The sequence below is a fragment of the Amycolatopsis orientalis genome, from assembly GCF_000943515.2.
Taxonomy (GTDB): Bacteria; Actinomycetota; Actinomycetes; order Mycobacteriales; family Pseudonocardiaceae; genus Amycolatopsis; species Amycolatopsis orientalis.
The window spans coordinates 9,467,674-9,490,992 of sequence record NZ_CP016174.1 but is presented as its reverse complement, the minus strand read 5'-3'; the positions used below and the strand labels follow the sequence as shown (position 1 = coordinate 9,490,992).

At 67.3% G+C, this 23,319-nt stretch carries 23 protein-coding genes and 2 tRNA genes; 18 read left to right on the top strand and 7 right to left on the bottom strand.

Features of this window, described 5'->3' with window-relative positions; translation table 11 throughout:
* The first annotated feature begins 1,134 nt into the window (after positions 1–1,134).
* The 13 genes from dnaN (at position 1,135) to SD37_RS41720 (ending at position 13,542) form a co-directional block, all read left to right on the top strand.
* Positions 1,135–2,268 (top strand): DNA polymerase III subunit beta, encoded by a 1,134-nt coding sequence (gene dnaN / locus SD37_RS41780; protein WP_020632653.1) that lies wholly within the window; start codon positions 1,135–1,137, stop codon positions 2,266–2,268.
* Positions 2,269–2,307: 39 nt separating this feature from the next.
* The gene (gene gnd / locus SD37_RS41775; protein WP_044849523.1) at positions 2,308–3,195 is read left to right on the top strand and encodes a phosphogluconate dehydrogenase (NAD(+)-dependent, decarboxylating); all 888 of its coding nucleotides are present in this window, start codon (positions 2,308–2,310) and stop codon (positions 3,193–3,195) included.
* A gap of 26 nt (positions 3,196–3,221) precedes the next feature.
* On the top strand, positions 3,222–4,376 hold the full coding sequence (gene recF / locus SD37_RS41770; RefSeq protein WP_044849524.1) for a DNA replication/repair protein RecF: 1,155 nt from the start codon (positions 3,222–3,224) through the stop codon (positions 4,374–4,376).
* Between the two features lie 275 nt (positions 4,377–4,651).
* Positions 4,652–5,143 (top strand): DciA family protein, encoded by a 492-nt coding sequence (locus SD37_RS41765; RefSeq protein WP_044849753.1) that lies wholly within the window; start codon positions 4,652–4,654, stop codon positions 5,141–5,143.
* A gap of 205 nt (positions 5,144–5,348) precedes the next feature.
* Positions 5,349–7,316, top strand: coding sequence for a DNA topoisomerase (ATP-hydrolyzing) subunit B (gene gyrB, locus SD37_RS41760; protein ID WP_037308701.1), 1,968 nt, complete (start codon positions 5,349–5,351; stop codon positions 7,314–7,316).
* A gap of 51 nt (positions 7,317–7,367) precedes the next feature.
* Positions 7,368–9,890, top strand: coding sequence for a DNA gyrase subunit A (gyrA, locus tag SD37_RS41755; RefSeq protein WP_037308704.1), 2,523 nt, complete (start codon positions 7,368–7,370; stop codon positions 9,888–9,890).
* Between the two features lie 37 nt (positions 9,891–9,927).
* Complete coding sequence (locus tag SD37_RS41750) at positions 9,928–10,617, top strand: DUF3566 domain-containing protein (protein WP_037308707.1); 690 nt, start codon at positions 9,928–9,930, stop codon at positions 10,615–10,617.
* A 47-nt stretch (positions 10,618–10,664) separates the two neighbouring features.
* Positions 10,665–10,738: transfer RNA gene (locus tag SD37_RS41745), tRNA-Ile, on the top strand.
* Positions 10,739–11,026: 288 nt separating this feature from the next.
* A complete protein-coding gene (locus SD37_RS41740; protein ID WP_037308710.1) occupies positions 11,027–11,215 on the top strand; it encodes a DLW-39 family protein in 189 nt (62 codons plus the stop codon).
* 36 nt (positions 11,216–11,251) lie between these two features.
* Positions 11,252–11,324, top strand: a tRNA-Ala gene (locus SD37_RS41735).
* Between the two features lie 196 nt (positions 11,325–11,520).
* The gene (locus SD37_RS41730; RefSeq protein WP_083255237.1) at positions 11,521–11,922 is read left to right on the top strand and encodes a hypothetical protein; all 402 of its coding nucleotides are present in this window, start codon (positions 11,521–11,523) and stop codon (positions 11,920–11,922) included.
* Positions 11,923–11,926: 4 nt separating this feature from the next.
* Complete coding sequence (locus SD37_RS41725) at positions 11,927–12,973, top strand: hypothetical protein (RefSeq protein WP_044849525.1); 1,047 nt, start codon at positions 11,927–11,929, stop codon at positions 12,971–12,973.
* Between the two features lie 53 nt (positions 12,974–13,026).
* Positions 13,027–13,542 (top strand): YbaB/EbfC family nucleoid-associated protein, encoded by a 516-nt coding sequence (locus SD37_RS41720; protein WP_236725247.1) that lies wholly within the window; start codon positions 13,027–13,029, stop codon positions 13,540–13,542.
* On the opposite strand, the gene SD37_RS41715 is transcribed toward SD37_RS41720, so the two are convergent.
* The 5 genes from SD37_RS41715 to SD37_RS41695 all read right to left on the bottom strand — a co-directional run bounded on the left by SD37_RS41715 (position 13,543) and on the right by SD37_RS41695 (position 18,320).
* Positions 13,543–14,394, bottom strand: a complete 852-nt coding sequence (locus SD37_RS41715) for an ADP-ribosylglycohydrolase family protein (RefSeq protein WP_044849526.1) — start codon at positions 14,392–14,394, stop codon at positions 13,543–13,545. It lies immediately after the preceding gene.
* A gap of 9 nt (positions 14,395–14,403) precedes the next feature.
* Entirely contained in the window at positions 14,404–15,408 is a 1,005-nt protein-coding gene (locus tag SD37_RS41710) for a helix-turn-helix transcriptional regulator (RefSeq protein ID WP_044849527.1), read from the bottom strand.
* 157 nt (positions 15,409–15,565) lie between these two features.
* Positions 15,566–16,843: a M14 family metallopeptidase gene (locus SD37_RS41705; protein WP_044849528.1), complete on the bottom strand. Its 1,278-nt coding sequence runs from the start codon at positions 16,841–16,843 to the stop codon at positions 15,566–15,568.
* Positions 16,844–16,937: 94 nt separating this feature from the next.
* Entirely contained in the window at positions 16,938–17,579 is a 642-nt protein-coding gene (locus SD37_RS41700; RefSeq protein ID WP_044849529.1) for a pyridoxine/pyridoxamine 5'-phosphate oxidase, read from the bottom strand.
* A 3-nt stretch (positions 17,580–17,582) separates the two neighbouring features.
* A complete protein-coding gene (locus SD37_RS41695) occupies positions 17,583–18,320 on the bottom strand; it encodes a hypothetical protein (protein ID WP_044849530.1) in 738 nt (245 codons plus the stop codon).
* 118 nt (positions 18,321–18,438) lie between these two features.
* Here SD37_RS41695 and SD37_RS41690 point away from each other — a divergent pair, with 118 nt between their 5' ends.
* Positions 18,439–18,963 (top strand): DUF2020 domain-containing protein, encoded by a 525-nt coding sequence (locus SD37_RS41690; RefSeq protein ID WP_044849531.1) that lies wholly within the window; start codon positions 18,439–18,441, stop codon positions 18,961–18,963.
* A gap of 167 nt (positions 18,964–19,130) precedes the next feature.
* Complete coding sequence (locus SD37_RS41685; RefSeq protein ID WP_044849532.1) at positions 19,131–19,583, top strand: DUF6918 family protein; 453 nt, start codon at positions 19,131–19,133, stop codon at positions 19,581–19,583.
* 302 nt (positions 19,584–19,885) lie between these two features.
* Here the strand turns inward: SD37_RS41685 and SD37_RS41680 are convergent, their stop codons facing one another.
* Entirely contained in the window at positions 19,886–20,614 is a 729-nt protein-coding gene (locus tag SD37_RS41680; RefSeq protein ID WP_052674788.1) for a hypothetical protein, read from the bottom strand.
* 89 nt (positions 20,615–20,703) lie between these two features.
* Here SD37_RS41680 and SD37_RS41675 point away from each other — a divergent pair, with 89 nt between their 5' ends.
* The 3 genes from SD37_RS41675 (at position 20,704) to SD37_RS41665 (ending at position 22,881) form a co-directional block, all read left to right on the top strand.
* Complete coding sequence (locus SD37_RS41675) at positions 20,704–21,264, top strand: peptidylprolyl isomerase (RefSeq protein ID WP_037308743.1); 561 nt, start codon at positions 20,704–20,706, stop codon at positions 21,262–21,264.
* Between the two features lie 62 nt (positions 21,265–21,326).
* Positions 21,327–22,289 carry a rhomboid family intramembrane serine protease gene (locus SD37_RS41670; protein ID WP_044849533.1) on the top strand — a complete coding sequence of 321 codons (963 nt, stop codon included), beginning with the start codon at positions 21,327–21,329 and terminating at the stop codon, positions 22,287–22,289.
* A gap of 103 nt (positions 22,290–22,392) precedes the next feature.
* Positions 22,393–22,881: a hypothetical protein gene (locus tag SD37_RS41665; protein WP_044849757.1), complete on the top strand. Its 489-nt coding sequence runs from the start codon at positions 22,393–22,395 to the stop codon at positions 22,879–22,881.
* Here SD37_RS41665 and SD37_RS41660 read toward each other — a convergent pair.
* Positions 22,866–23,243, bottom strand: coding sequence for a PH domain-containing protein (locus SD37_RS41660; protein ID WP_052674789.1), 378 nt, complete (start codon positions 23,241–23,243; stop codon positions 22,866–22,868). The two genes, SD37_RS41665 and SD37_RS41660, sit on opposite strands and share 16 nt — an antisense overlap.
* Positions 23,244–23,319: the final 76 nt, after the last annotated feature.

Sequence of the window (23,319 nt, the reverse complement as noted above, 5' to 3'; positions counted from 1 at the left end):
TCCCTGTCGAGCGCTGACGTAAACGTGCTGCAGGGGCGCCGGGCCGCTTACCACTCAGGTTGGGAGCGGAGGGCGCCCCTTCATCACGTTTACGTGGGCCTTCGGCCCAAAGGAGGGCGCTCGACGGTGAAGTCTCCGTCGGGCGCGGAGCGCCCTTGGGGAGACCTGCCGGTGTCGTCCCACCGGCCGATCCAGCGCTTCGTGTCCATAAACCCTTAGCACACAAGGACTTCAGGGGCTCTCACCGTCCAGGTGGGAGCCCCTTCTTCATGCCCTCTTCCCGCTCGCACGGCCGTCCACATAGGCCAGAAGCGCGTGTAGAGCCGCGAAGGCTGGGTACCTGAGAGATATGGCGTACGCACGCGAAGGAGGCGAAGCGCACGTACGCGCCCTTGGCGATTTCCCTTGTGCACAAAGGGAATCCACATGCTGTGGGTATCTTGTGCACAACTCCGGCGGCGGGGAGACCAGCGGCGATCGGGTTTCCGTCCACATCGCACTCACAGGCGATCCACAGCATTTCCACACCAAGATCCACACGCTGTCCCCAGGTTGCCCACATCTTGTGCACAAGGGTGAACGGGGTCGTCCGGGTCACTCTCCCGAGCGATTCCGGTCACGAACGGCGCCCACAACCCTGGGTACAAACCGCCCCGCGACTGGGGATAACCGTGGGGACAACTGTGGATGACTGTGGACAGATCGAGCGCCGCCCGAAACCATCCACCGACGGCCCGAGCTGTCCACCATCCGTACACACCCTGGGTCCACACCCTCCGAGCCGCCCGGACCTGCGCGAACGAGCCTTGTCCACACAATCCACAACCCCTATTACTACTGCTGTTCTTAGTTCTTCTTAAGAAGGGAATAAAACAAAAACAGGCGAAGAGCGGATCTGGGGACAGACGCCGAACCGTGTCGTCTTGTCGACAAAAACAAGGGGAGGCCGAGGTGACGCGGACCCCGGGGACGGCCTAACGTGGGTCCCTGCACCTGGTCTGCGTGTCGACGTGCGTTCGCGTCCTCGCCTGGACCGAACACACCTGCGAGGCACCTGGCCATCGCGCTCTCCGGCCGCGGTGACCCGTTGAGCTTTCGAGCCGTCAGGGGCTCGGTTGTCGAAAGGAAGCGCGCATGAAGATCCGCGTCGAGCGTGACGGGCTGGCCGACGCCGTCGCGTGGGTGGCGAGAAGCCTCCCGTCGCGGCCTCCGGTCCCGGTTCTGGGCGGTGTCCTGCTCGATGCGGGATCCGACGGGACGAGTGACGCCCTCACCGTCTCCGGATTCGACTACGAGGTCTCCGCCACGGTCGGTGTCCCGGCCACGATCGCCGACGGCGGCCGCCTCCTGGTCTCCGGCCGTCTGCTGGCCGACATCACCAAGTCGCTGCCCGCGCAGCCGGTCGAGATCTCCGTCGACGGCGCCCGCGCGACCATCACCTGCGGCTCCGCGCGCTTCTCCCTGCCGACCATGCCGGTCGAGGACTACCCGCAGCTCCCGTCCCAGCCCGCCTTCGCCGGCGAACTCACCGGCGACGCCTTCGGCCAGGCCGTCACCCAGGTCGTCGTCGCCGCGGGCAAGGACGACACGCTCCCGATGCTGACCGGGATGCGGCTGGAGATCTCCGGCTCTTCGCTGACCCTGGTCGCCACCGACCGTTTCCGGCTCGCGATGCGCGAGTTCACCTGGGAGCCCGCCGAGGGCCTGTCCGACGCCGCGGTGCTCGTCCCGGCGCGCACGCTCGCCGAGGCCGCGAAGACGCTCGGTGCCAGCGGCGCGAAGATCCGTCTCGCGCTCGCCAGCGGTGAGGGTCTCCTCGGCCTCTCCGGTTCCGGCCGCTACACCACGACCCGGCTCCTCGACGCCGAGTTCCCGCCGTACCGGCAGCTGCTGCCCGCGCAGCACACGTCGCGCGCGGTCATCGAGGTCTCCGCGCTCGCCGAGTCGATCAAGCGTGTTTCGCTGGTCGCCGAGCGGGGCACCCAGGTGCGGCTGGAGTTCAACGACGGCTCGCTGCGGCTCTCCGCCGGTGGCGACGACGAGGGTTCGGCCGAAGAAGAGCTTCAGGTCGACTACGAGGGTGAGCCGGTGACCATCGCGTTCAACCCGGGTTACCTCGTCGACGGGCTCGGCGCGCTGAACGCGAATCGCGCGGAGCTCACCTTCACGACGCCGAATCGGCCGGCGCTGATCAAGCCCGCCGACGAAGAGGGCAACGTCGTCCCCGGCTACCTGTACCTCCTGATGCCGGTCCGCCTCCCTGGCTGACCGGCCGTCACTTTCTGTCTCGCACCAAAGGGGATCTTCATGGCTCAGCTGGGACTCATCGGCCTCGGCAAGATGGGGTTCAACATGCGTGAGCGGCTGCGCGGAGCCGGTCACGAAGTGGTCGGTTACGACCGCAACCCGGACGTCACCGACTCCTCGTCGCTCGAGGATATGGTGTCCAAATTGGACGGTCCGAGGATCGTCTGGATCATGGTGCCCGCCGGTGAACCCACCCGGCAGACCGTCGCGGAACTCGGCAATCTGCTGTCCGAGGGCGACCTCGTGATCGACGGCGGCAACTCGAAGTACACCGACGACAGGATCAACGCCGACCTGCTCGCCGCGAAGAAGATCGGTTACCTCGACTGCGGGGTTTCCGGTGGCGTGTGGGGCAAGGACAACGGCTACGGCCTGATGGTCGGCGGTGCGGCTTCGGACGTCGAGAAGGCCATGCCGATCTTCGACGCGCTTCGCCCCGAGGGCCCGCGCGAAGAGGGCTTCTCGCACGCCGGCGCCGTCGGCTCCGGTCACTACGCGAAGATGATCCACAACGGCATCGAGTACGGCATGATGCAGGCCTTCGCCGAAGGCTTCGAGCTGCTCGAAGCCGCGAAGGTCGTCGAGAACGTGCCCGCGGTGATCAAGGGCTGGCAGCGGGGGACCGTCGTCCGCTCGTGGCTGCTCGACCTGCTCGTCCGCGCGCTCGACGAGGACCCGGAGCTGGACGACCTCGAGGGCTACGTCGAGGATTCCGGTGAAGGCCGGTGGACACTGGAAGAGGCGATCAACAACGCGGTCCCGGCGCCGGTCATCTCGGCCGCGCTCTTCGCGCGGTTCGCCTCCCGCCAGGAGGACTCCGCCGCGATGCGGGCCGTCGCCGCGCTGCGCAACCAGTTCGGCGGGCACGCCGTGAAAAAGGTCCAGTGACGACGGCCGGCCACTAGGCAGACGGGTTGTACCTAAGACATCTCCAGGTCACCGACTTCCGGTCCTGGCCACAAGCCGATCTCGCGCTCGAACCCGGCCCGACCGTCCTCGTCGGACAGAACGGCCGCGGCAAGACGAACCTCCTCGAGGCGATCGGCTACATCGCGACCCTGGGCTCGCATCGCGTCGCGACCGACGCGCCGTTGGTGCGGCACGGGTGCGAACGCGCGCTGATCAGGGTCGCGGTGGTCAACGAGGATCGCGAGCTGACGGTCGAACTGGAGATCACCCCCGGCAAGGCGAACCGCGCGCGGATCAACCGCGGCGCGGTCGGCAAGCCGCGTGACGTGCTGGGCATCCTGCGTACGGTGCTGTTCTCCCCGGAGGATCTGGCACTCGTACGCGGGGATCCCGGTGAACGCCGTCGGTTCATGGACGAACTCCTCGTGCTGCGCGCCCCCCGGTACGCCGGGGTCCGCGCCGACTACGAGAAGGTCCTGAAGCAGCGGAACGCCCTGCTCAAGACGGCGGGTAAGCGGCGTACGGGGCGCGAAGACCCGTACGCGTTGTCGACGCTCGACGTCTGGGACGACCACCTCGCGGTGGCCGGGGCGGCGTTGCTGGCCGCCCGGCTGAACCTCATCGCGGACCTCGCGCCGTACGCGGCCGCCGCGTACATGGGGGTCGCTCCCGACTCACGACCGGCGAAGATCGCGTACAGGTCCAGCCTGGGCGAAGCGATGCCGGAGGGCTACGGCGTCCCGGACGGTGCTCGCGCGGACGAAGCGGTCCTCAAGGAAGTGCTGGTCGAAGCGCTGGGCCGGTCCCGGAACCTGGAGCTGGAGCGCGGGGTGAGCATGGTCGGCCCGCACCGGGACGAGCTGGACCTCGTCCTCGGCGAAGCACCGGCCAAGGGGTACGCGAGCCATGGGGAGTCCTGGTCGTTCGCCCTTGCATTGCGTCTGGGAAGCTACGAGCTCCTGCGTGGCGAGGCCGGGGAACCGGTGCTTCTCCTGGATGATGTGTTCGCCGAGCTGGACCGGCGTCGCCGGGCCCGGCTGGCGGAGGTGGCGGCAGGTGCCGAGCAGGTGCTGGTGACCGCCGCCGTGGACGAGGACGTACCCGCCGAACTGGCCGGGCACCGGTTCCTCGTGGCAGATGGTGAGATCAACCGAGGGTGACCGGAGCGAAGCGGACACCCCGGGTGATCGGCGCCACAGCAGTTGCCCACCGATCTGGGGACAAACCTGTGGACAGTGTGGATAACACCGTGAACGCGTTATCGCCCCGCGTGACCAAGGGGCCGGAAAAGCGGCTTGACACTCCCCGCACGGGCGGTAGCCCGAGTGAGGGAGGCCTGTTCGACACGCAGCGTGAACAGCCCTCGGTATCGAACGGCGCAACCGATACCGAAGGCAAGGAGCCGACTACCGGCCGTGACCTCGCGCATGCCGCGCTGGAGGCCGCGAAGGCCAAAGCGAAGGCGCGCGGAGTTGAACCAGGCGCGCGCCGCGGCCGTATCACCGGAGGAGGGGCCGGGGCGAACGGGCAGAGCCCGCGACGTCGTCGCTGGTCAGGGCCGGGTGCCGACACGCGCGACCCGCAACCGCTCGGCAGGCTCGCCTCCCGGCTCGCGGTCGACCGCGGCTGGAACACGCGGCTGGCCAACGGTCAGGTCTTCGGCCACTGGGCACGACTGGTGGGTGACGAGGTCGCCGAGCACGCCCAGCCGGTGGCGCTGAAGGACGGCGAGCTGACCGTGCGCGCCAGCTCGACGGCGTGGGCGACGCAGCTGCGCCTGCTCCAGGGGCAGCTGCTGACGAAGATCGCGGCCGGCGTCGGGCACGGCGTGGTGAAGAGGATGCGGATCCAGGGACCGACGGCGCCGAGCTGGCGGAAAGGGCCGCGGCACGTCCCGGGACGTGGTCCGCGTGACACGTACGGCTGATCCGAGTTGCGCTTCGCGGCAACTGTGCCACCAGCGCCCCGAGAACGCGCTCAGAGTGCTTCGCGAACGTCAAGACTCTTCTTCGAACGAATTAGCGCGTCTGTGAGCGAATCAGGGGTGTCCTTGCCGCATGTCAGCGGACGCGGCCAAGTACACTGGAGATGAGCGAGCGTCTGCTCGAGCGAGACGAGGAGAATCAACGCCTGTGACCGAGAACAAGAGCGAGTACAACGCGTCGTCGATCACGGTGCTCGAAGGGCTCGAAGCTGTCCGCAAGCGTCCCGGTATGTACATCGGTTCCACCGGTGAACGCGGCCTCCACCACCTCGTTCAAGAGGTCGTCGACAACTCCGTCGACGAGGCCATGGCGGGTCACGCCACCAAGGTCGAGGTTACCTTGCTGGCCGACGGCGGCGTCCGGGTCGTCGACGACGGCCGCGGTATCCCGGTCGACATGCACCCCAAGGAGAAGAAGCCGACCCTCGAGGTCGTGCTCACCGTGCTCCACGCGGGCGGCAAGTTCGACAGCGACTCCTACGCGGTGTCGGGCGGTCTGCACGGCGTAGGTGTCTCCGTGGTGAACGCGCTCTCGACCAAGCTCATCGCCGAGGTCAAATACGGCGGGCGCAGCTGGCGCCAGGTCTACACCGACCAGATCCCCGGCGAGCTGGAGGACCTCGGCCCGGCCGAGGACACCGGCACCACGATCACCTTCTGGGCCGACGGCGGCATCTTCGAGACCACGACGTACAACTTCGAGACGATCTCCCGTCGTCTGCAGGAGATGGCCTTCCTCAACAAGGGCCTGACCCTTTCGCTGCGCGACGAGCGCGTCGCCGACGAAGAGACCGAAGAGGACGCCTCCGGCCAGGCGGCGCGGGTCAAGGAGAAGACCTACTGCTACCCCGGCGGTCTCGAAGACTTCGTCAAGCACATCAACGGCAGCAAGGACCCGATCCACTCCTCGGTGATCTCCTTCGAGGCCAAGGGCACCGGCCTCGAGGTCGAGGTCGCCATGCAGTGGAACAACGGCTTCACGCCGTCGGTGTACACCTTCGCCAACACGATCAACACGCATGAGGGCGGCACGCACGAAGAAGGCTTCCGCGCCGCGCTCACCCGCGTCGTCAACGCGTACGCGCGCGAGAAGAAGCTGCTCAAGGAGAAGGACGCCAACCTGACCGGTGACGACGTGCGCGAGGGTCTCGCCGCGATCGTCTCGATCAAGCTGTCCGAACCGCAGTTCGAGGGCCAGACCAAGACCAAGCTGGGCAACAGCGAGGCGAAGACGTTCGTGCAGCAGACGTCGAACGAGTGGCTGGCCGACTGGTTCGAGCGCAACCCCGCCGAGTCGAAGACGATCATCAACAAGTCGATCTCCTCGGCGCACGCGCGGATGGCCGCCCGCAAGGCGCGCGACCTGGTCCGCCGCAAGGGCGCGCTGGAGATCGGCGGGCTGCCGGGCAAGCTCAAGGACTGCCGCTCGACCAACCCGTCGGAATGCGAGCTCTACATCGTCGAGGGTGACTCGGCGGGCGGTTCGGCCAAGGAAGGCCGCGACTCGATGTACCAGGCGATCCTGCCGATCCGGGGCAAGATCATCAACGTCGAGAAGGCCCGTATCGACCGCGTCCTCAAGAACACCGAGGTCCAGTCGCTGATCACCGCGCTCGGCACCGGTATCCACGACGAGTTCGACCTCGAAAAGCTGCGGTACCACAAGATCGTGCTGATGGCCGACGCCGACGTCGACGGCCAGCACATCACCACGCTGCTGCTCACCCTGCTGTTCCGGTTCATGACCCCGCTGATCGAGCACGGGCACGTGTTCCTCTCGCGGCCGCCGCTGTACAAGATCAAGTGGCCGCGGTCGGAACCGGAGTACGCGTACTCCGACCGTGAGCGCGACGCCGTCATCCAGGCCGGTGTCGAGGCGGGCAAGCGCCTCCCCAAGGACGACGCGATCCAGCGCTACAAGGGTCTCGGCGAGATGAACGCCGAAGAGCTGTGGGAGACCACGATGGACCCGGCGAACCGGTTGCTCGGCCAGGTCACCCTGGACGACGCCGCGCAGGCCGACGACCTGTTCTCCGTACTGATGGGCGAGGACGTCGAAGCGCGCCGCTCCTTCATCACGCGCAACGCCAAGGACGTTCGCTTCCTCGACGTGTAGTCACGTCCCGTTTCTCTGTCCCATCAGGACTGCCCTCACGAGAAGGACCTCATGACGGAAACCTTGCCGCCGGCTCCGGACCACGACCGGATCGAACCGGTCGACATCCAGCAGGAGATGCAGCGCTCCTACATCGACTACGCGATGAGCGTCATCGTGTCGCGGGCGCTGCCGGACGTGCGAGACGGCCTCAAGCCGGTGCACCGCCGCGTGCTGTACTCGATGTTCGACTCCGGCTTCCGCCCCGACCGCGGGTACAACAAGTGCTCCCGCGTCGTCGGCGACGTGATGGGCAACTACCACCCGCACGGTGACTCCGCGATCTACGACGCGCTGGTCCGGCTCGCCCAGCCGTGGTCGCTGCGGTACCCGCTGATCGACGGCCAGGGCAACTTCGGCTCGCCGGGCAACGACCCCGCGGCCGCCATGCGGTACACCGAGTCCCGCCTCGCGCATCTCGCGATGCACATGCTCCAGGACATCGAAGAAGACACCGTCGACTTCTCCGACAACTACGACGGCCGCACCCAGGAACCCGACGTCCTGCCGTCGCGGTTCCCGAACCTGCTGGTCAACGGCGGTTCCGGGATCGCGGTCGGAATGGCGACGAACATCCCGCCGCACAACCTGCGCGAGGTCGCCGACGGCGTCAAATGGGCGCTGGAGAACTACGACGCGACCGACGACGAGCTGCTCGCCGCGCTGCTCGTCCGGATCAAGGGCCCGGACTTCCCGACCAAGGCGATGATCCTCGGCAACTCCGGCATCGAGGACGCGTACCGCACCGGCCGCGGTTCCGTGCGCATGCGCGCGGTCGTCGAGGTCGAGGAAGACGCCAAGGGCCGCACGATCCTGGTCGTGTCCGAGCTGCCGTTCCAGGTCAACCCGGACAACCTGGTCGAGAACATCGCGAACCTGGTCCGCGACGGCAAGCTCACCGGCATCTCCGACATCGCGGACGAGTCCAACAGCCGCAGCGGGATGCGGATCGTCGTCACGATCAAACGTGACGCGGTCGCGAAGGTCGTGCTGAACAACCTGTTCAAGCACACCCAGCTCCAGCAGAACTTCGGTGTCAACATGCTGGCCCTGGTCGACGGCGTGCCCCGCACGCTGCGCCTGGACCAGATGATCCGGCACTACGTGAAGCACCAGATCGAGGTCATCGTCCGCCGGACCCGCTTCCGGCTCAAGAAGGCCGAGGAACGCGCCCACATCCTGCGCGGTCTGGTCAAGGCGCTGGACATGCTCGACGAGGTCATCGCCCTCATCCGGCGCTCGCCCTCGGCCGAAGAGGCCCGGCCCGCCCTGATGAGCCTGCTCGACGTCGACGAGATCCAGGCGACCGCGATCCTCGACATGCAGCTGCGCCGCCTCGCGGCACTGGAGCGTCAGCGCATCGTCGACACCCTCGCCGAGATCGAACTCGAGATCGCCGACCTCAAGGACATCCTCGAGAAGCCCGAGCGCCAGCGCTCGATCATCGCCGAGGAACTGCAGGAGATCGTCGACAAGTACGGCGACGACCGGCGCACCAAGATCATCCCGTTCGACGGCGAGGTCTCGGTCGAGGACCTCATCGCGGTCGAGGACGTCGTCGTCACGATCACCCGCACGGGTTACGCCAAGCGAACGAAAACCGATCTGTACCGATCGCAGAAGCGCGGCGGCAAGGGCGTCCAGGGCGCCACCCTGAAACAGGACGACATCGTCCAGCACTTCTTCGTCTGCTCGACCCACGACTGGATCCTGTTCTTCACGAACAAGGGCCGCGTCTACCGGGCCAAGGCCTACGACCTGCCCGAGGCCAACCGCAACGCGCGCGGCCAGCACGTCGCGAACCTCCTCGCCTTCCAGCCGGACGAGAAGATCGCCCAGGTCATCGAGATCCCGAACTACGAGGTCGCCCCGTACCTCGTGCTCGCGACCCGGCGCGGCCTGGTGAAGAAGACCAAGCTCACCGACTTCGACTCCAACCGCGCCGGCGGCCTCATCGCGGTCAACCTCCGCGAAGGGGACGAGCTGGTCGGAGCCGTGCTCGCGGCCGCGGAAGACGACCTGCTCCTGGTGTCCGCGGAAGGCCAGTCCATCCGCTTCCACGCCACCGACGAGGCGCTGCGCCCGATGGGCCGCGCGACCTCCGGTGTGCTGGGCATGCGGTTCAACGACGGCGACGAACTGCTCGGCATCAACGTCGTCCAGCCGGACAAGTTCCTCCTCGTCGCCACCGACGGCGGTTACGCCAAGCGCACGCCGACCGACGACTACCCGGTCCAAGGCCGCGGTGGCAAGGGTGTGCTCACCATTCAGTACGACCGGAAACGTGGCAGGCTGGTGGGTGCGGTCATCGTCGACGCCGAAGACGAGCTTTACGCGATCACCTCCAGCGGCGGGGTGATCCGGACTTCGGCCGGACAGGTGCGCAAGGCAGGCAGGCAGACGAAGGGAGTGCGGCTGATGAATCTCGACGAAGGAACCACTCTTCTCGCGGTCGCACGCAACGCGGACGAGCCCTCAGACGTCGCCACTGCAGGTAGTACTGAAGGAGAAGAAACCCCGGCGTCGGAGCAATAGGCGACGCCCCCACGTACTGGGTAAGGACTGACACCTCGTGACACCATCCGAGAAGCCCGAAGCAGGCGGCGCGCAGGCGGGCTCGTCGAGCCCGCCCTGGCAGCGCGACAGCGGTGCCGGGGAGGCCGAAGGAGCCGGCGAGCAGACGGTCTCGGTGTCTTCGGTCGCCACCGAAGACGTGGCCTACTCGGAACCGAAGCAGGACGCGACCACCGTGACCGACTACCACGGGGTCAGCGGCACCGCCGCGAAGAGGCTCTTCGGCGACAGCGGAGAGGGCGACCAACCCGCCCCCTCCGCCATCCCGTCGGCCTCTCGCACCCGCGCCGCCCCCACCGCGCTCCGCCGCCCCGGCCGCGGACCGCGTCGCGCCAGCCTGCAGATCAAACGCTTCGACCCCTGGTCGGTGCTGAAACTGTCCCTCGTCCTCGGCGTCGCGCTGTTCTTCGTCTGGCTCGTCGCCGTCGGCGTCCTCTACACCGTCCTCGACGGCATGGGCGTCTGGGACAAACTCAACGGGACCTACTCGTCGCTCGTCGGCGGCGAAGGTGCCGACGCACCGGCGGACCCCTTGATCAGCGCGGGCCGCGTCTTCGGGATCGCGGCCATCCTCGGCGCCATCAACATCGTGCTGATCTCGGCACTCGCCACCGTCAGCGCCTTCATCTACAACGTCTCCGCGGACCTCGCCGGAGGCCTGGAAGTGACCCTTTCCGAACGAGAGTGACCCGGTTGCAGGGCGCCGAAAGGCGTCCTGTAATCTTCTCGTCGTTCGGGCCCATAGCTCAGGCGGTTAGAGCGCTTCGCTGATAACGAAGAGGTCCCAGGTTCAAGTCCTGGTGGGCCCACCCGGTTGGCCCGGTTGTATCTGCAAAAAACGCAGATGCAACCGGGTGTTTTTTGTTTTGGGGGTCGAACCCCCAAACCCCCGCCAGGGAGGGCTTCGCCCCCCTGGACCCCCCCGAGTCGGCTCGGGCCCTGGCGGGCCCATTGCCGTGGACCGGCGCCATCGGGGAGAGGTGGCTTGGCTGGGTTTGTGTTCCACGTGGAACGTAGGTGCGGGGACGTCGGGGGAGTGGCGTGCAGTAGCATCGGTGGGTAGGCGGAGCAACTCGGCGAAGAAGAGGGGGCTTCTGATGAAGAAGCTGTTGGCACTCGCGGTCATCGCGGGCGGCGTGCTGTTCGTGATCAAGCGCAACAAGGCAGCCAAGGCCGAGGCCGACCTGTGGCGGGAGGCCACCGCTCCCACCGAGCGTCCCCTGGGCGCCGTTTCCACCAACGGAAGCGCCCCGGCCAAGGCGGCGGACGCGTCCCGTAACAACTGATTCGGCGCGGGCGGTTATCATGATCGCCTGCGATCCGGGGCTGTAGCTCAATTGGTAGAGCACTGCCTTTGCAAGGCAGGGGTCAGGGGTTCGATTCCCCTCAGCTCCACGTCACTCGGAGCGAGTTGTGTTGGCGGAAAGCGCCAACCAACTCGCTCCGTTGTTTGTTTTGGGGGTGCAACCCCCAAACCCCGCCCGGCGGGCTCCGCCCCCGGGCCCCCGCGTTAGTCGCTCGCGCCGGGGTGACGTTCGTCACCGGACGCGCATCGCGAAGTCGGGCTTCCAGCCAAGTCAACGCTGCTTACATGGACTGGAATCCGGACAGCGAGGTGAACATGGTCAGTTTCGAAACCGACCTCGACGATCTCAGGTTGTCGAGCAAGGAACTACAGAAGGCCGCGGACATAGTCAGTACCGCCCACACCGGGGTGCGAGGGCAGGACGTCCCCGCTCCCGACCCGGTCACCGGTGGCCTTCTCCCGGGTATTTTCGCGCCGGACACCGCGTTCGGGAAAAGTTTGGGCATGCGCGGGGTTTCGGCCGCCTACGAGGAACATCGCGCGGCCGTCGAGAAGATGCTCGCGAAGCTGCACCGAAGCACGCAGGACACCTCCCAGGCCCTGATGAGGATCGCCGAACTGTACGAATCGGTCGACGAGGACAACAAGCAGCGAGTCAACCGCGCGGCGTACGGGGAACAGGGGTAGCGGCGTGGACGGGTACTTCAACGCACTGGACGCGGAGACCACCTCCGGAGGCCTCGTCAGGGACAACAGCAAGCTCCTCGACGGGATTACCGCCGACCTCACCAAGGGCGCCAACGATGCCTACGCGGCGGTGGATCTCCTTTTCCAGGACTGGCTCATGGGCAGCGACATCGACCTCAGCGGCGGGCGGAAGGAGCAGGTCCGCGACTTCTTCCTGGAGTTCTCCGAGGCGGAACTCGTCGGCGAGAACAGCCTGCAGACCATGATCGAGGCTTACGAAAAGTGCTGGAACTCCTTCCAGGACACGAAAGCCCCGCTCGACCGGTCCCTGGTCCTGCTGCTCAAGTGGCGCGGTGAAGGAGCCGAGACCGCCAAGAGCTACATCCAGGGTCTCGTGAACACCTATTCCCGCGTGGGCACCAAACTCACCGTGCTGGAAGCCGACATCGTGGCCGCGCGGGACGCCATCGCGACGGCGCGGGCCGACCTGAGCGCGCTCGCCTCGTCCTTCCTGACCGCCGCGGAAAAGTACCGGGACGACCAGGAACGGCAAGACGAATCCGCTTTGACGAAGGCGTTGGCGGCGGGTTTCGCCGGCGCTGTCGCGGCCTTGCTCGTGGCGGCCGTTCCGCCTGCCGGTGCCGCCCTCACCGCGGCGACCTTCTTCACCACCGCGAACGGGGTCCAGGTCGCCGGTGCCGCGGCCGGTGCCGGACTCTCCACTTTGGTCTCGGAGAACGCGTCGATCATCGGCGACAGCCCGGAAACCATCTACAACAGCTTCCACGATGGCGTGGTCAACATCCGCGAAGGGATGTTCCGTGCTGCGGAGTCGCTGATCTCGAAGATCAACGTCGAGATCAACAACCTGCCGATCGTCCCCGAGCCGCCGGACGTCAGCCCCGGCGAGACCTTCGATCCCGGCAACTTCGAAACCGAGAACACCGACAAGGGCACGGAAAAGCGGGTCCGGGACAAGAACGTCGACATCTCGAACGACGGCCGGTTCGAGCAGCCGCCGATGGAGTTGTCACCTCTGCCGACCGATTGACACCCCGGTGGGGTCTTCCGGTGCGAAGACCCCACCGTCGCAAGGAGTTCAGCGTGGCCGACAAACCGGCGCCCCAGAAGAAGCCGGCCAACGACCGGCAAGCGATGCTCGAAGCGCTGGCCGCCCTTTCGGTGGAAGCGTCCTCACCGGACGGTGCCGTCTCTGTGTCGGTCAACACCGACGGCGTGATGACACGGCTCAGGGTGAGCGACGCCGTTTCGCGGATGTCGCCCGCCGAGATCGCGGACGCCGTCATGCGGACCTATCAGGAAGCGCAACAAGGATCCGCGAAACGCAGCGCGGAGCTGATGGCGCCGATCGGCAACGCCGGGTACATCACGGACAGGCTCCGCTGGCGGCTCGGGTTCACCCCTTCGTTCCAGCAGGCCGGGGAAACCGTCGCGCCCGCTACGCCCGTCTCGCGACGGCCGACGGCAGGCGCCGAGAACGTCGTGCTGCGGGACCGTTCGGGAGAACCGGCCGGGCCCGCCGAGGACGAGCAGGACGAGCCGGCGGAATCCGACGACCAGTACTACGAGCAGGGCCTGCGGTACCGGCCTTCCTGGTAGTCAGCCGCGAAGCAGTTGTTCGTCCAGCTTCGCCAGATAGTCGCGGCCGAATTCGCCGTTCTCCAGATCCCGCCACAGCACCGGTGGCAGATCCGGGGCCACCTCGGGCGACCGCGACGCGGCGGCCAGCGCGATGGTGGCGGCGGTGTCGACGTCGCCGGTGAAGGCAACGCAGCGGTGGAGCATCCGGGCGAGGCCTCCGCCGTCGGCGAGGACGGTCAGCGCGGCGCGGACACTCATCCAGCCCTGCGGCCCGATCTTGCCTGACCACGGTCGCGCCCAGCCGCCGTGCCCGACGTCCTCGGGAAGCACTCCGTCGATCCATCGCGCGACCTCGGTCAGCGGTCCGAGCCGATGGTGGCAGTAGTGCACGGCCAGCGCGGCGGCCTGGGCCGCGGCGATCCCGGCCGGGGTGTCGTGCGTGATCCTGGCCTGCAGTTTCGCGTGATAGAGGACGTCGTCGACGGTCGGCAGGACGCCGATCGGCCCGGCGCGCATGGCCGCCCCGCTCTTGTCGCTCTGCGGCTGGAGCCGTCGTAGCAGCTCCTCGCCGTCCCGGACCTCGCTGAGCAGCTGATGGAAACGCGGCGCGTAGCCGTCGTGCGGATCGCGATGGTAGGCGAGGACGAACTGCTCGGCGAGCAGCAGCGGAGTCCAGCGGCGGCCGGAGACGAGCAGTTCGGCGATCGCGATCGTCATCTGCGTGTCGTCGGTGTAGCGGCCTGCCGGGACGCCGAGCTGGCCGGGATGCGGCACGTATCCGGTGAGCGTGTTGTGCTCGGCGACGAAGCTCGGGTACGCGTGCTCGAAGGAGCCTCCGTACGCGTCGCCGATGGCCAGTTCGACCAGCATCGCACTCCTTCAGGCGGTGAGACGTGCCGTTTGCGAAGGGAGTTTGCCGTAGGTCTCGCGGTAAAAACCGGAAAACCGGCCGAGATGCGTGAAGCCCCACCGCAAGGCGACGTCCGTGACGCTACCCGCGGCGCGCCCCTGCGCGATCGCGACCAGGTCCTGGTGGACGTGGTCGAGCCGGACGCGCCGCAGATATTCCATCGGCGTCAGCCCGAGTTCGGTGCGGAAAGCCAGTTGCAGCGCGCGCACGCTGACTCGCGCGGCCATCGCCAGCTCGCCGATCGACACCGGTTCGGCGGCGTGTTCCTCGCAGTAGGTCATCGCGCGGCGGACCGCCGTCGACTTCGGCCGGGACGGTTCCGCGGCCAGTTCGCCGGACAGCGAATGCGGCTGGGTGTCGAGCAGGCCGTGCAGCAGCAGCTTCTCGAAATGCGCGGCGGCCAGCGGTGATCGGTCGAACAGGCCGGAGGCCGCGGTCTCGCTGAAGGTGTGGAGCAGGGTGATCCACTGGCCCATACCCGACGTCTCGACGATCGCCGGATCGAAGCGCAGGGTCGACGTCGGCGCCTCGCCGCGCCGTTCGCGCATCGCGTCGGCCACCAGTTGCTTGCCGACCCGCAGCATCAGGATGTCGGGATGCTCGAAGCCGGTCCGGAAGCGGGTCTCCGGTCCGGTCACGACGTGGCGTGAAGGCACGTCCTGGTCGTTGATGAGGAACTGGCTACTGCCCGTCACGGTCACGACGACGGTGTAGGCGTCGGGGGTCTCCTCGCCGTGCAGGACGACGTCGGAGTCCAGCGTCATCTCGTAGACGGAGAGGCCGTTCGGGTCGATTCCCGGGATGCGCAGGCCGCTGAGCTGGGAGATGTCGAAGAACCCGGTGGGCGCCGGGGTGTGCAGCTTGACCGTGTCCGGGGCGAGGAACGCCTGGAAGGTGTCCTCGAGTTCGTCGAAATCGTCGCCGGTGACCACCGTCGACGCGATCGCTGAGCCTTCCGAGAACCGCTTGCGCACTCATTGATTATCCAGAATTCAGCCATTCGGGGCACCGAAGAACAAAGTCGATCATGCTATTGGGTCCGTGACCGGACGGGCGACGCCCGGAGCTTCGGCTGGGATTCGCCGAAGAGCCGGGCGTCGCGAGTGGCCGATCTCAGGGCCTGACCAGGGATCAGGCTCCTGCTTCGCTGATGAGGATGTCGACGGCCTTGTCGTTGCGGGCGGTCTGCTCCGGGATCACCGAAGCGGGCGGGTAGAAGCCGTCGATCCCGCCGTCCTTCGGGTACATCTCGAAGGTGTAGCTGAGGATCTTGTGCTTACCCCACGCCCAGTCGTTGACGTCGCCGTCGGTGACGTACAGGTCGCTGGACTGCTCGGGCGAGTAGCCGTTGGTGGCGGCCATCTTCTTGCCGACGTCGGCGAACCTCTTCGCTTCGGCGTCGGTCATGCCTTCGGCGGTGTCGTTCTTCGTGTAGCCGAACGGCCAGAGCACCAGCTCCGAGAAGGTGTGGAAGTCGATGTGCGTCTTGATCTGCTGCACGCCGCCGACCACGCGGGAGTCCACGAACTCCGCGACAGCCTTGGTCTCGGCCTCGGAGAACGCCGACGGACCGTGGTAGTCCTCGGCGGACGGGCTGGCGCTCGATCCGCCGCAGCAGTTCCACTTGTAGTCCCAGTTGCGGTTCGGGTCGGTGCCGATGGCGCTGCTGCCCGGCACCGGCTTCCGCGTCTTGCGCCAGCCTTGGTACTCGCCGCCGGTGATGTCGTACTCGGAACCGTCCGGGTTGACATTCGGGATCACGTAGATCTCGTGCTCGTCGACCATCTTCTTGATGGCGGGGTCACTCGCGTACCCGCTGGTGAGGCGCTGCACGATACGCAGGCACATCTCGGTGGTGAGGTGTTCGCGCGCGTGCTGGTTGCAGGTGAAGAGGACTTCGGGCTCGTTCTCGTCCGTGCCCGCGTTGTCGCTGATCTTCAGCAGGTTCAGCTCACGGCCTTCGTACGACTTGCCGACACTGGAAAGGGTCGCGATGTCGCTGTGGTCTTTCGCGGCCTTCTGCAGCTCAGCGGTCGTTTCGGCGTAGGTGTGGTACGCCTCGTCGCCGGGCGGGAAGTCGCCGGCGACGGCGGCGGTGCCCGCCCGGCCGCTGCGTTGTTTCAGCATGCTGTCGAAGTCGCCGAGCGACTTGAGCGTGAATCCGTTCGCGCGCAGGCTCGCGGCCTGTTCGGGGGTGGCGACGACGGTCAGCGCGCCACCGCGCGAACCCGCGACGTCGACACCGGTGCGGGCGACGGCGGTGCGCTTGCCCGTGTCGTTCGCGCCTTCCACCGCATACAGCCCTCTCGCCGGGTCGCCGGTCTGGGCGTTCGCGACAGGCGTCGTGACGGCCAGCAGGGCGAGCCCTGTGGCGGCCAGGGCGCCTCGAATGCGACGGCGTGTGGACATTTCGCCTCCGAACGATCAGGGGACCAGGTGCCGTTCACCGTCGTCTACGTGAATCGTCCACGACAACCCGACGATCGTCGTTCCCAGTTACCGTTTACGGCCAGAGACGTTCTTTGAGCCAGGTTCCGTTCTCACGCCGATAGCGCAGCCGCCGGTGCCGTCGATCGTGGGAGGCCTGCCAGAACTCCACTTCGGACGGCGTCACCAGGTAGCGGGTCCAGGTTTCCGGTGCCACGCCGGGATTCTCTTCGACCCATTGGCGCGCTTCTTCGGCCGCGCGGTCGAGATCGGCCGGATCCTCGAGCACCTGCGACTGCCTGCCGACGAACGCCTCCACCCGGGACGCCGGCGGCCGCGCGGTGAAATCGGCCGCGGAGACCTCGGGCGCGGCAGGCGCGACAGGGCCGCGCAACCGGATCTGACGGCCTCGCCCCGGCCAGAAGAACGTCAGCGCGGCGTATGGATTTTTCGCCAGCTGCAAGCCTTTCGGGCTTTCGGAACTCGTCGCGACCGCCCACGTGTCGCCGTCGACGGCCTTGAGGATCACGACCCGCGCGTCCGGCACTCCATCGGCGTCCACTGTGGACAAAGTGACGGCGTGCGGCGCCAGCACGTGTTCCCCGGCTTCGTTGAGCCATTCCAGGAAAAGTTCGCGCGGGGTGCCGGGAGTGCTTTCGGGGTCGAATTCCGGGAGTTCCTCGGGAAACGACGGCCAGCCGCGCAACGCGTCGCCCACCGCTCAGTACCCCGGCGGACGCTGGCCGTGCGTCGGATAACCCGGCGCGGGCGGCGGATAGTGCGGCGGATGCTGGTCCGGCGGCGGACCCTGCGCGGGCGGCGGTCCGACCGGGTACGGCGGCGGGGGCGGGGGCGGCTGCTGCTGCGGTTGCCAGCCGGGCGGCGGCTGCTGGCCGGGAGGCGGGCCCTGCGGCGGCCCGGGTGGCAGGGGTGGCGGCTGGCCTTGCGACTGCGCCCACTGCACCTGCTGGTAGACCTCGGCGGGCTGCGGGAAGCAGAACGTCAGCTTCGCGTTGACCGAACTGTGCATCGCCGCGCCCCACAGCTTCCCGCCGACGAACGCGTACATCTGTCCCGCCGAAACGTCGACGGCCACCATGCGCGTCTCACCGCCGAACTGGTTGCCGGACTTCGCCGACGCGGCCTGTGCGGCGTCCGGGTAGACCCGGTCCCCGATCAGACCGGCGATGACCACCGAAGCGGCCGTCCAGCCGACCGTGCCCATCACGTTCGCGCGCGCGTGCTGCGTCGCGAGCATGGTGAAGTCGTGCAACGCGGGCGCGCTCACCTCCGGGATCGCCGCGGCGACCACGCAGTAGTTCATCGTCGACATCATCACGGATTCGGTGAACAGGCCCACGACGGCCGCGCTCGGGCCGATCTGGACCGTGTTCAGCCTGCCACCGCTGCGCTGGACGCGTTCCGCCACCGCGCCCAGGTACTGCTCCTTGGTGAGCACTGATGCCTCCTGAAGGGTCCACGCACCGCCATCGTCGCATGAACAGCGCGGATGGTTGCGGCGACGCGAGTATCCGATCTGCTTCACTGGACGCCGCTCTGCTTCACTGGACACCATCATGCGACGTCTTCTGATCTTGCCGCTCGCCGTGCCACTCCTGGCGGCCTGCGGGCCGACGGAACAGCCGCCGCCCGCGGCGAACCCGCCCGCGCGGTCGAGCAGCGCGGCGCCCCAGCTCCCGCCGACGCCGGAACCCACCGGCAAGGGCCCGTGCCCGTATCTGGGCGCCGAGTTCGTCTCGGATGCCAACGGGCAGAAGGTCTCCAAGGTCAAAACGTCGGCGGACCAGCCGCATCCGACGTGTTTCTTCTACGCGCTCAGCGGGAAACTGCAGCTCACCGTGCGCGTGTACGTCGGCGAACCCGCCGTCGCCAAGGCGCTGGTGGACCAGGCGGCACCCATCGACACGTCCAACCCGGCCGACGAACCGGCGGGCTGGAAAGGCGGCTACCAGCCGTCCGGCGAAGGCGCCGTTTACGCCGTCGCCAAGGGCGGGAACGCGGTAGTCGTGACCACCAACCAGAAGCAGAGCATCAAGGCACGTACGGTGGCGAAGGAGGCTATCGGTGAGCTGCGTCTCTAGGTAGTGGTATCCACACGTCAGAGTGAAGTTGATCTTGTACTACCCTGTGCCGCACGCGCGACGGTTCGCGGGACCAGCGCAACGCCAGATCCGGCGGAGGCCGCCTTGCGGTGTGGCTCGGCGGCACAAAAGATCATTTCTCCCCATAAGACAAAAGGACAGGTTTCGTGGCTGACACCCTCAAGGAAATCTTGCTCGACTCCAGCCGTCGCCCGGCGGTCGTGAGCGACTTCGAAGGTCTCGTCGACGCCGAGGTTTCGGACAAGGGCGGCGTTTCGGGTGCCGTCGTGAAGACCGGCTTCGCGGCCGTCAAGAAGATCAAGCCGGGCATCATCCCGTCCGCCGTCGACGCTCTGCTCGACGACTTCACCAACGCCCTTGAGCCGTTCTACGGCGACTACAAGGCCAAGGGTGGCAACGACTTCGGTGCCTACCTGGCCGGTCGCGGCGACGAGGCCGCGGACGCGCTCCTGTCGGTCACCGACGCGCGCGCCGAGAAGAGCAGCCGCGACAGCATCAAGAAGGTCTACGGCAAGCTGCGCCCGAACGGCAAGAAGAACGTCGAGGAGGCCCTTCCCCGCCTCGGCCAGCTGATCGACAAGCACGCTGCGGCTGTCTGATCGCGCTGACGTAAAGCGCGCCGAAGGGGCGCCCGTTCGCTTTCAACGTTCTGTTGGGAGGGAAGGGCGCCCCTTCATCGCGTTTACGTGGGCCTTCGGCCCAAAAGAGGGCGCGATCGGTGAAGTCTCGCCGTCGCGCTGGCGCGCTTCCGGCGAGACAGTCCGCCGGTCACCTTGTTGGGCGCGATCGTCGTCGGCACCAAACGATCTTCGTTGCGGAGACGTGAAAGGGCCGCTCAGGTGCCGGTGTGCGGCGGTCCTGAGCGGCCCTTTCGCGACAAGCAGAAGACGAGTGTGAGGCGTCAGTTCTTCTTGTCGGCGGAGCTGGTGCTCGAAGCCTGGTGCCCGTTCTTCGGGGTGCCACCGGGCTTCGGTGCCGCGGGCTTCGCCGGAGCCGGAGCCGGCGCGGAAGCCGCCGGACCGGAAGCGGCGGGCTTCTCGGGAGCGGGCTTCGGAGCGGCTGCTGCCGGAGCGGCGGGCTTGGCGGGGGGAGCGGGCGGTGCCTTGGGCGGAGCCGGCGCGACCGGCGGCTCCTGCTTGGAACGCAGCGCGTAGGCGGCACCGGCACCGACGACGGCGATACCGAGGACCCACGGCCAGCGGCGACGCTTACGCGCCCCCTTGGCAGCGGCCTTCGCCTCGACGAGGGCGGCGCGGAAGTCCTTCTTCGCGGCCTTGAAATCCTTCTTGCCGCGACGCTTGGACTCGCCGGCGGCCTTCGCCGCCTGGATGGCCGCCTTGCGTGCCTTGCGGCCCGGCTTCCGCATCTCGGAAAGCCTGGCCAGTGCCTCCTTACGAGCCGCCTTGGAGCTGCGCTTGAGCTCCTTGCGGGTCAGTTCCGTCTTCTTCGCGAGCTTCTTGCGCGCGCGACGGCTGGTCTTAGCGATCTCACCGGCGCTCTCGGAGAGCTTCTGCTCGGCTACCTCGACGGCGTGGGCGGTGGCTTCCTTCCCCGCCTCGACGGCACGTTTGCGCAGGCCGAGCGCGCCGGCCTTCGCCGACTCGCTCACCGAATCTGCGGCCCGGGTCATGGCCTTCACCTCATCAATCGTTTTGATTCTGCTTCGTTGCTTGTAACCTATCGTGCCCCTTTTCCGCAGATCTTGCCGCAGATGGCACGATGAAGCCCGTGACTGAAAGCAAGGGATCCCTCATTGGTGGCGCGCTGAAGGCCACTCTGCACACCAACCAGGGTGACATCAACCTGAACCTGTTCCCTGACCACGCGCCGAAGACGGTCGCGAACTTCGTCGGGCTCGCCGAGGGCAGCAAGGAGTACACCCAGCCCAACGCGCAGGGTACGAACTCCGGCCCGTTCTACGACGGGTCGATCTTCCACCGCGTCATCGACGGCTTCATGCTCCAGGGCGGCGACCCGACCGGCACCGGCCGCGGCGGCCCCGGCTACAAGTTCGGCGACGAATTCCACCCGGAGCTCCAGTTCTCCAAGCCGTACCTGCTGGCCATGGCCAACGCCGGACCCGGTACCAACGGCTCGCAGTTCTTCATCACCGTCGCGCCGACGACGCACCTGAACTTCAAGCACACGATCTTCGGCGAGGTGGCGGACCAGGCCTCCCGCGACGTCGTCGACGCGATCGGGCGTACCGCGACCGGTCCGGCGGACCGTCCGCTGCAGGACGTCGTCATCGAGAAGGTCAGCGTCACCCGCGAAGGCTGACCGCACTGATCGACGCTGATCACACGGCCTGGTACGGGGGATTTCGGTAGGTTGGTGGCATCGTGAGCCAACCACCGAATCCCCAGTACCAGCAGGCCGCCATGCCCGGCTGCTGGTGGCATCCGAACCGGCCGACCGGGCTGAGCTGTTCACGCTGCGAGCGTCCGGCCTGCCCGGATTGCCTGCGCGAAGCCGCCGTCGGCTTCCAGTGCACCGACTGTGTGCAGGCCGGTCGCCAGCAGGACCGTGTCCAGCAGAAGCAGTATCGCGACGCCGGTTACGGCGCGCGCACCATCGCCGGTGCCCAGCCGCCTTCCACGGCTGTCGTGACGCCGGTCCTCCTGGCGCTCAACGTCGTCATCTTCTTCATCACGGTCGCCCAGTCCGGCAGCATCGCGAACAACAACTTCTCGGCCCTCTTCCAGCTCGGTGAGCTGGCGAACGTGCCGACGCTCGCGGGCGACGAATGGTGGCGGATCTTCACCTCGGGCTTCCTGCAGTACGGCCTGCTGCACATCGCGGGCAACGCCTTCTCCCTGTGGTTCGTCGGCCGTCCGCTGGAGACCGCGCTCGGCCGGGTCCCGTTCGTCGCGCTCTACTTCGTCTCGATGCTCGGCGGTTCGGCCGCGAATCTCGTGTTCACCGACCTCGACGCCCTCCCCGTGGTCGGGGCCTCAGGCGCCATCTTCGGGCTCATCGGCGCCTACGCGGTCATCGTCATCAGGCTCAGGCTCAACCCGACCTGGCTGCTCGTCATGCTGGGCCTGAACGTGTTCATCACGTTCCAGGTGCCCGGCATCTCGATCCTCGGGCACGCGGGCGGGTTCGTCGCCGGTCTGCTGGTGACCTTCGCGCTGCTCTACGCGCCGGAGAAGAACCGGCTCAAATGGCAGATCGGCGGGATCGCCATCATCGTGGTCGCGATGGTCGGGCTCGTCGTCTGGAAGGACGCGCAGACGATTTCCGCCGCGTACTGCCAGTTCACCTCGTACCAGGGCCAGACGGCGTACCTCTGCTACCGCTAGTAGTCCCACTTCCCCCGAGTGGGTTATGCGATTACCCAGTGGGGAAGCAACATCTCTGGGTACCTTCAGGTTGATCGGCAACATCATCAACTTGGGGGTTGAGATGAAGATTCGCAAAGCAGTCCTGTTCACCGCTGTCGCGGTGATGGCTTCGGTGCTGACACCTTCGGTCGCACAGGCCGGGCAAGCCGCCGAAACCTGCCAGACCTACACCAAACGCTATTTCCTGGGGTCGGGCAGCGCGATCACGCTCCGTGTCGCCTATGTCGATGCGGCGTTGAAAATCTGCTTCGGAGATCCGGGCGTGACGTCCTCGGTGGCGACGCAGACCGTCGGCACGACAGGTCCGGGCGCGGCCACCGGCTGGGAGATCACCGCGGGCCAGGCGGTGGTGGAGGACCAGCGGCCGCGGCATGTGAAGGCGAAGTTCAGCGGGTCGCTGCGGACCTGCGTCGTCAAGATCAACCCGATCTGCTCGCCGGCCTCGCCGTACGAGATCTTCGCGGAGTACGCGCCGCCCGCTGTCGGACCGGCCGTTCCGGGCTGGTCACACGGCCCTGACGGCAACGTCCACTACTACGACAACGCCTGACCCTTGAGGGCGGTGAGGACCTCCAGGACATCCCTGGGGTCCTCACCGAGGTCGATCCGGCCGAACACCAGCAGGTGGTCGCCGGATTCGACCTCGAGGGTCAGGCTGTCCCGGCCGAGCCGGCGCGTCGTGCGCAGCCGGAGCCGGGCTTCGGTCCAGGGATAGCGGTGCGCGCCGCCGACGGTCCTGGCCAGGACGCCCTCGGGGCCGGCGGCCAGCCGAGGACGGAGCAAAGTGCCGTGAAGCGCGAGAGCGCCTGTGGAGACCGTGGCCAACCCCGTCAGCACGGTGCCGCCGACGTCGCCGGCGATGGCCAGCCACACCGTGCCCACCAGCAACAACAGGGCGATCACCCAGGCCACTACCACAACGTTCGAGCGCGGCGCCCACGAGGTGGGGTAGTTATCCACAGGGGTTATCCACACTGGGGATGAGTCA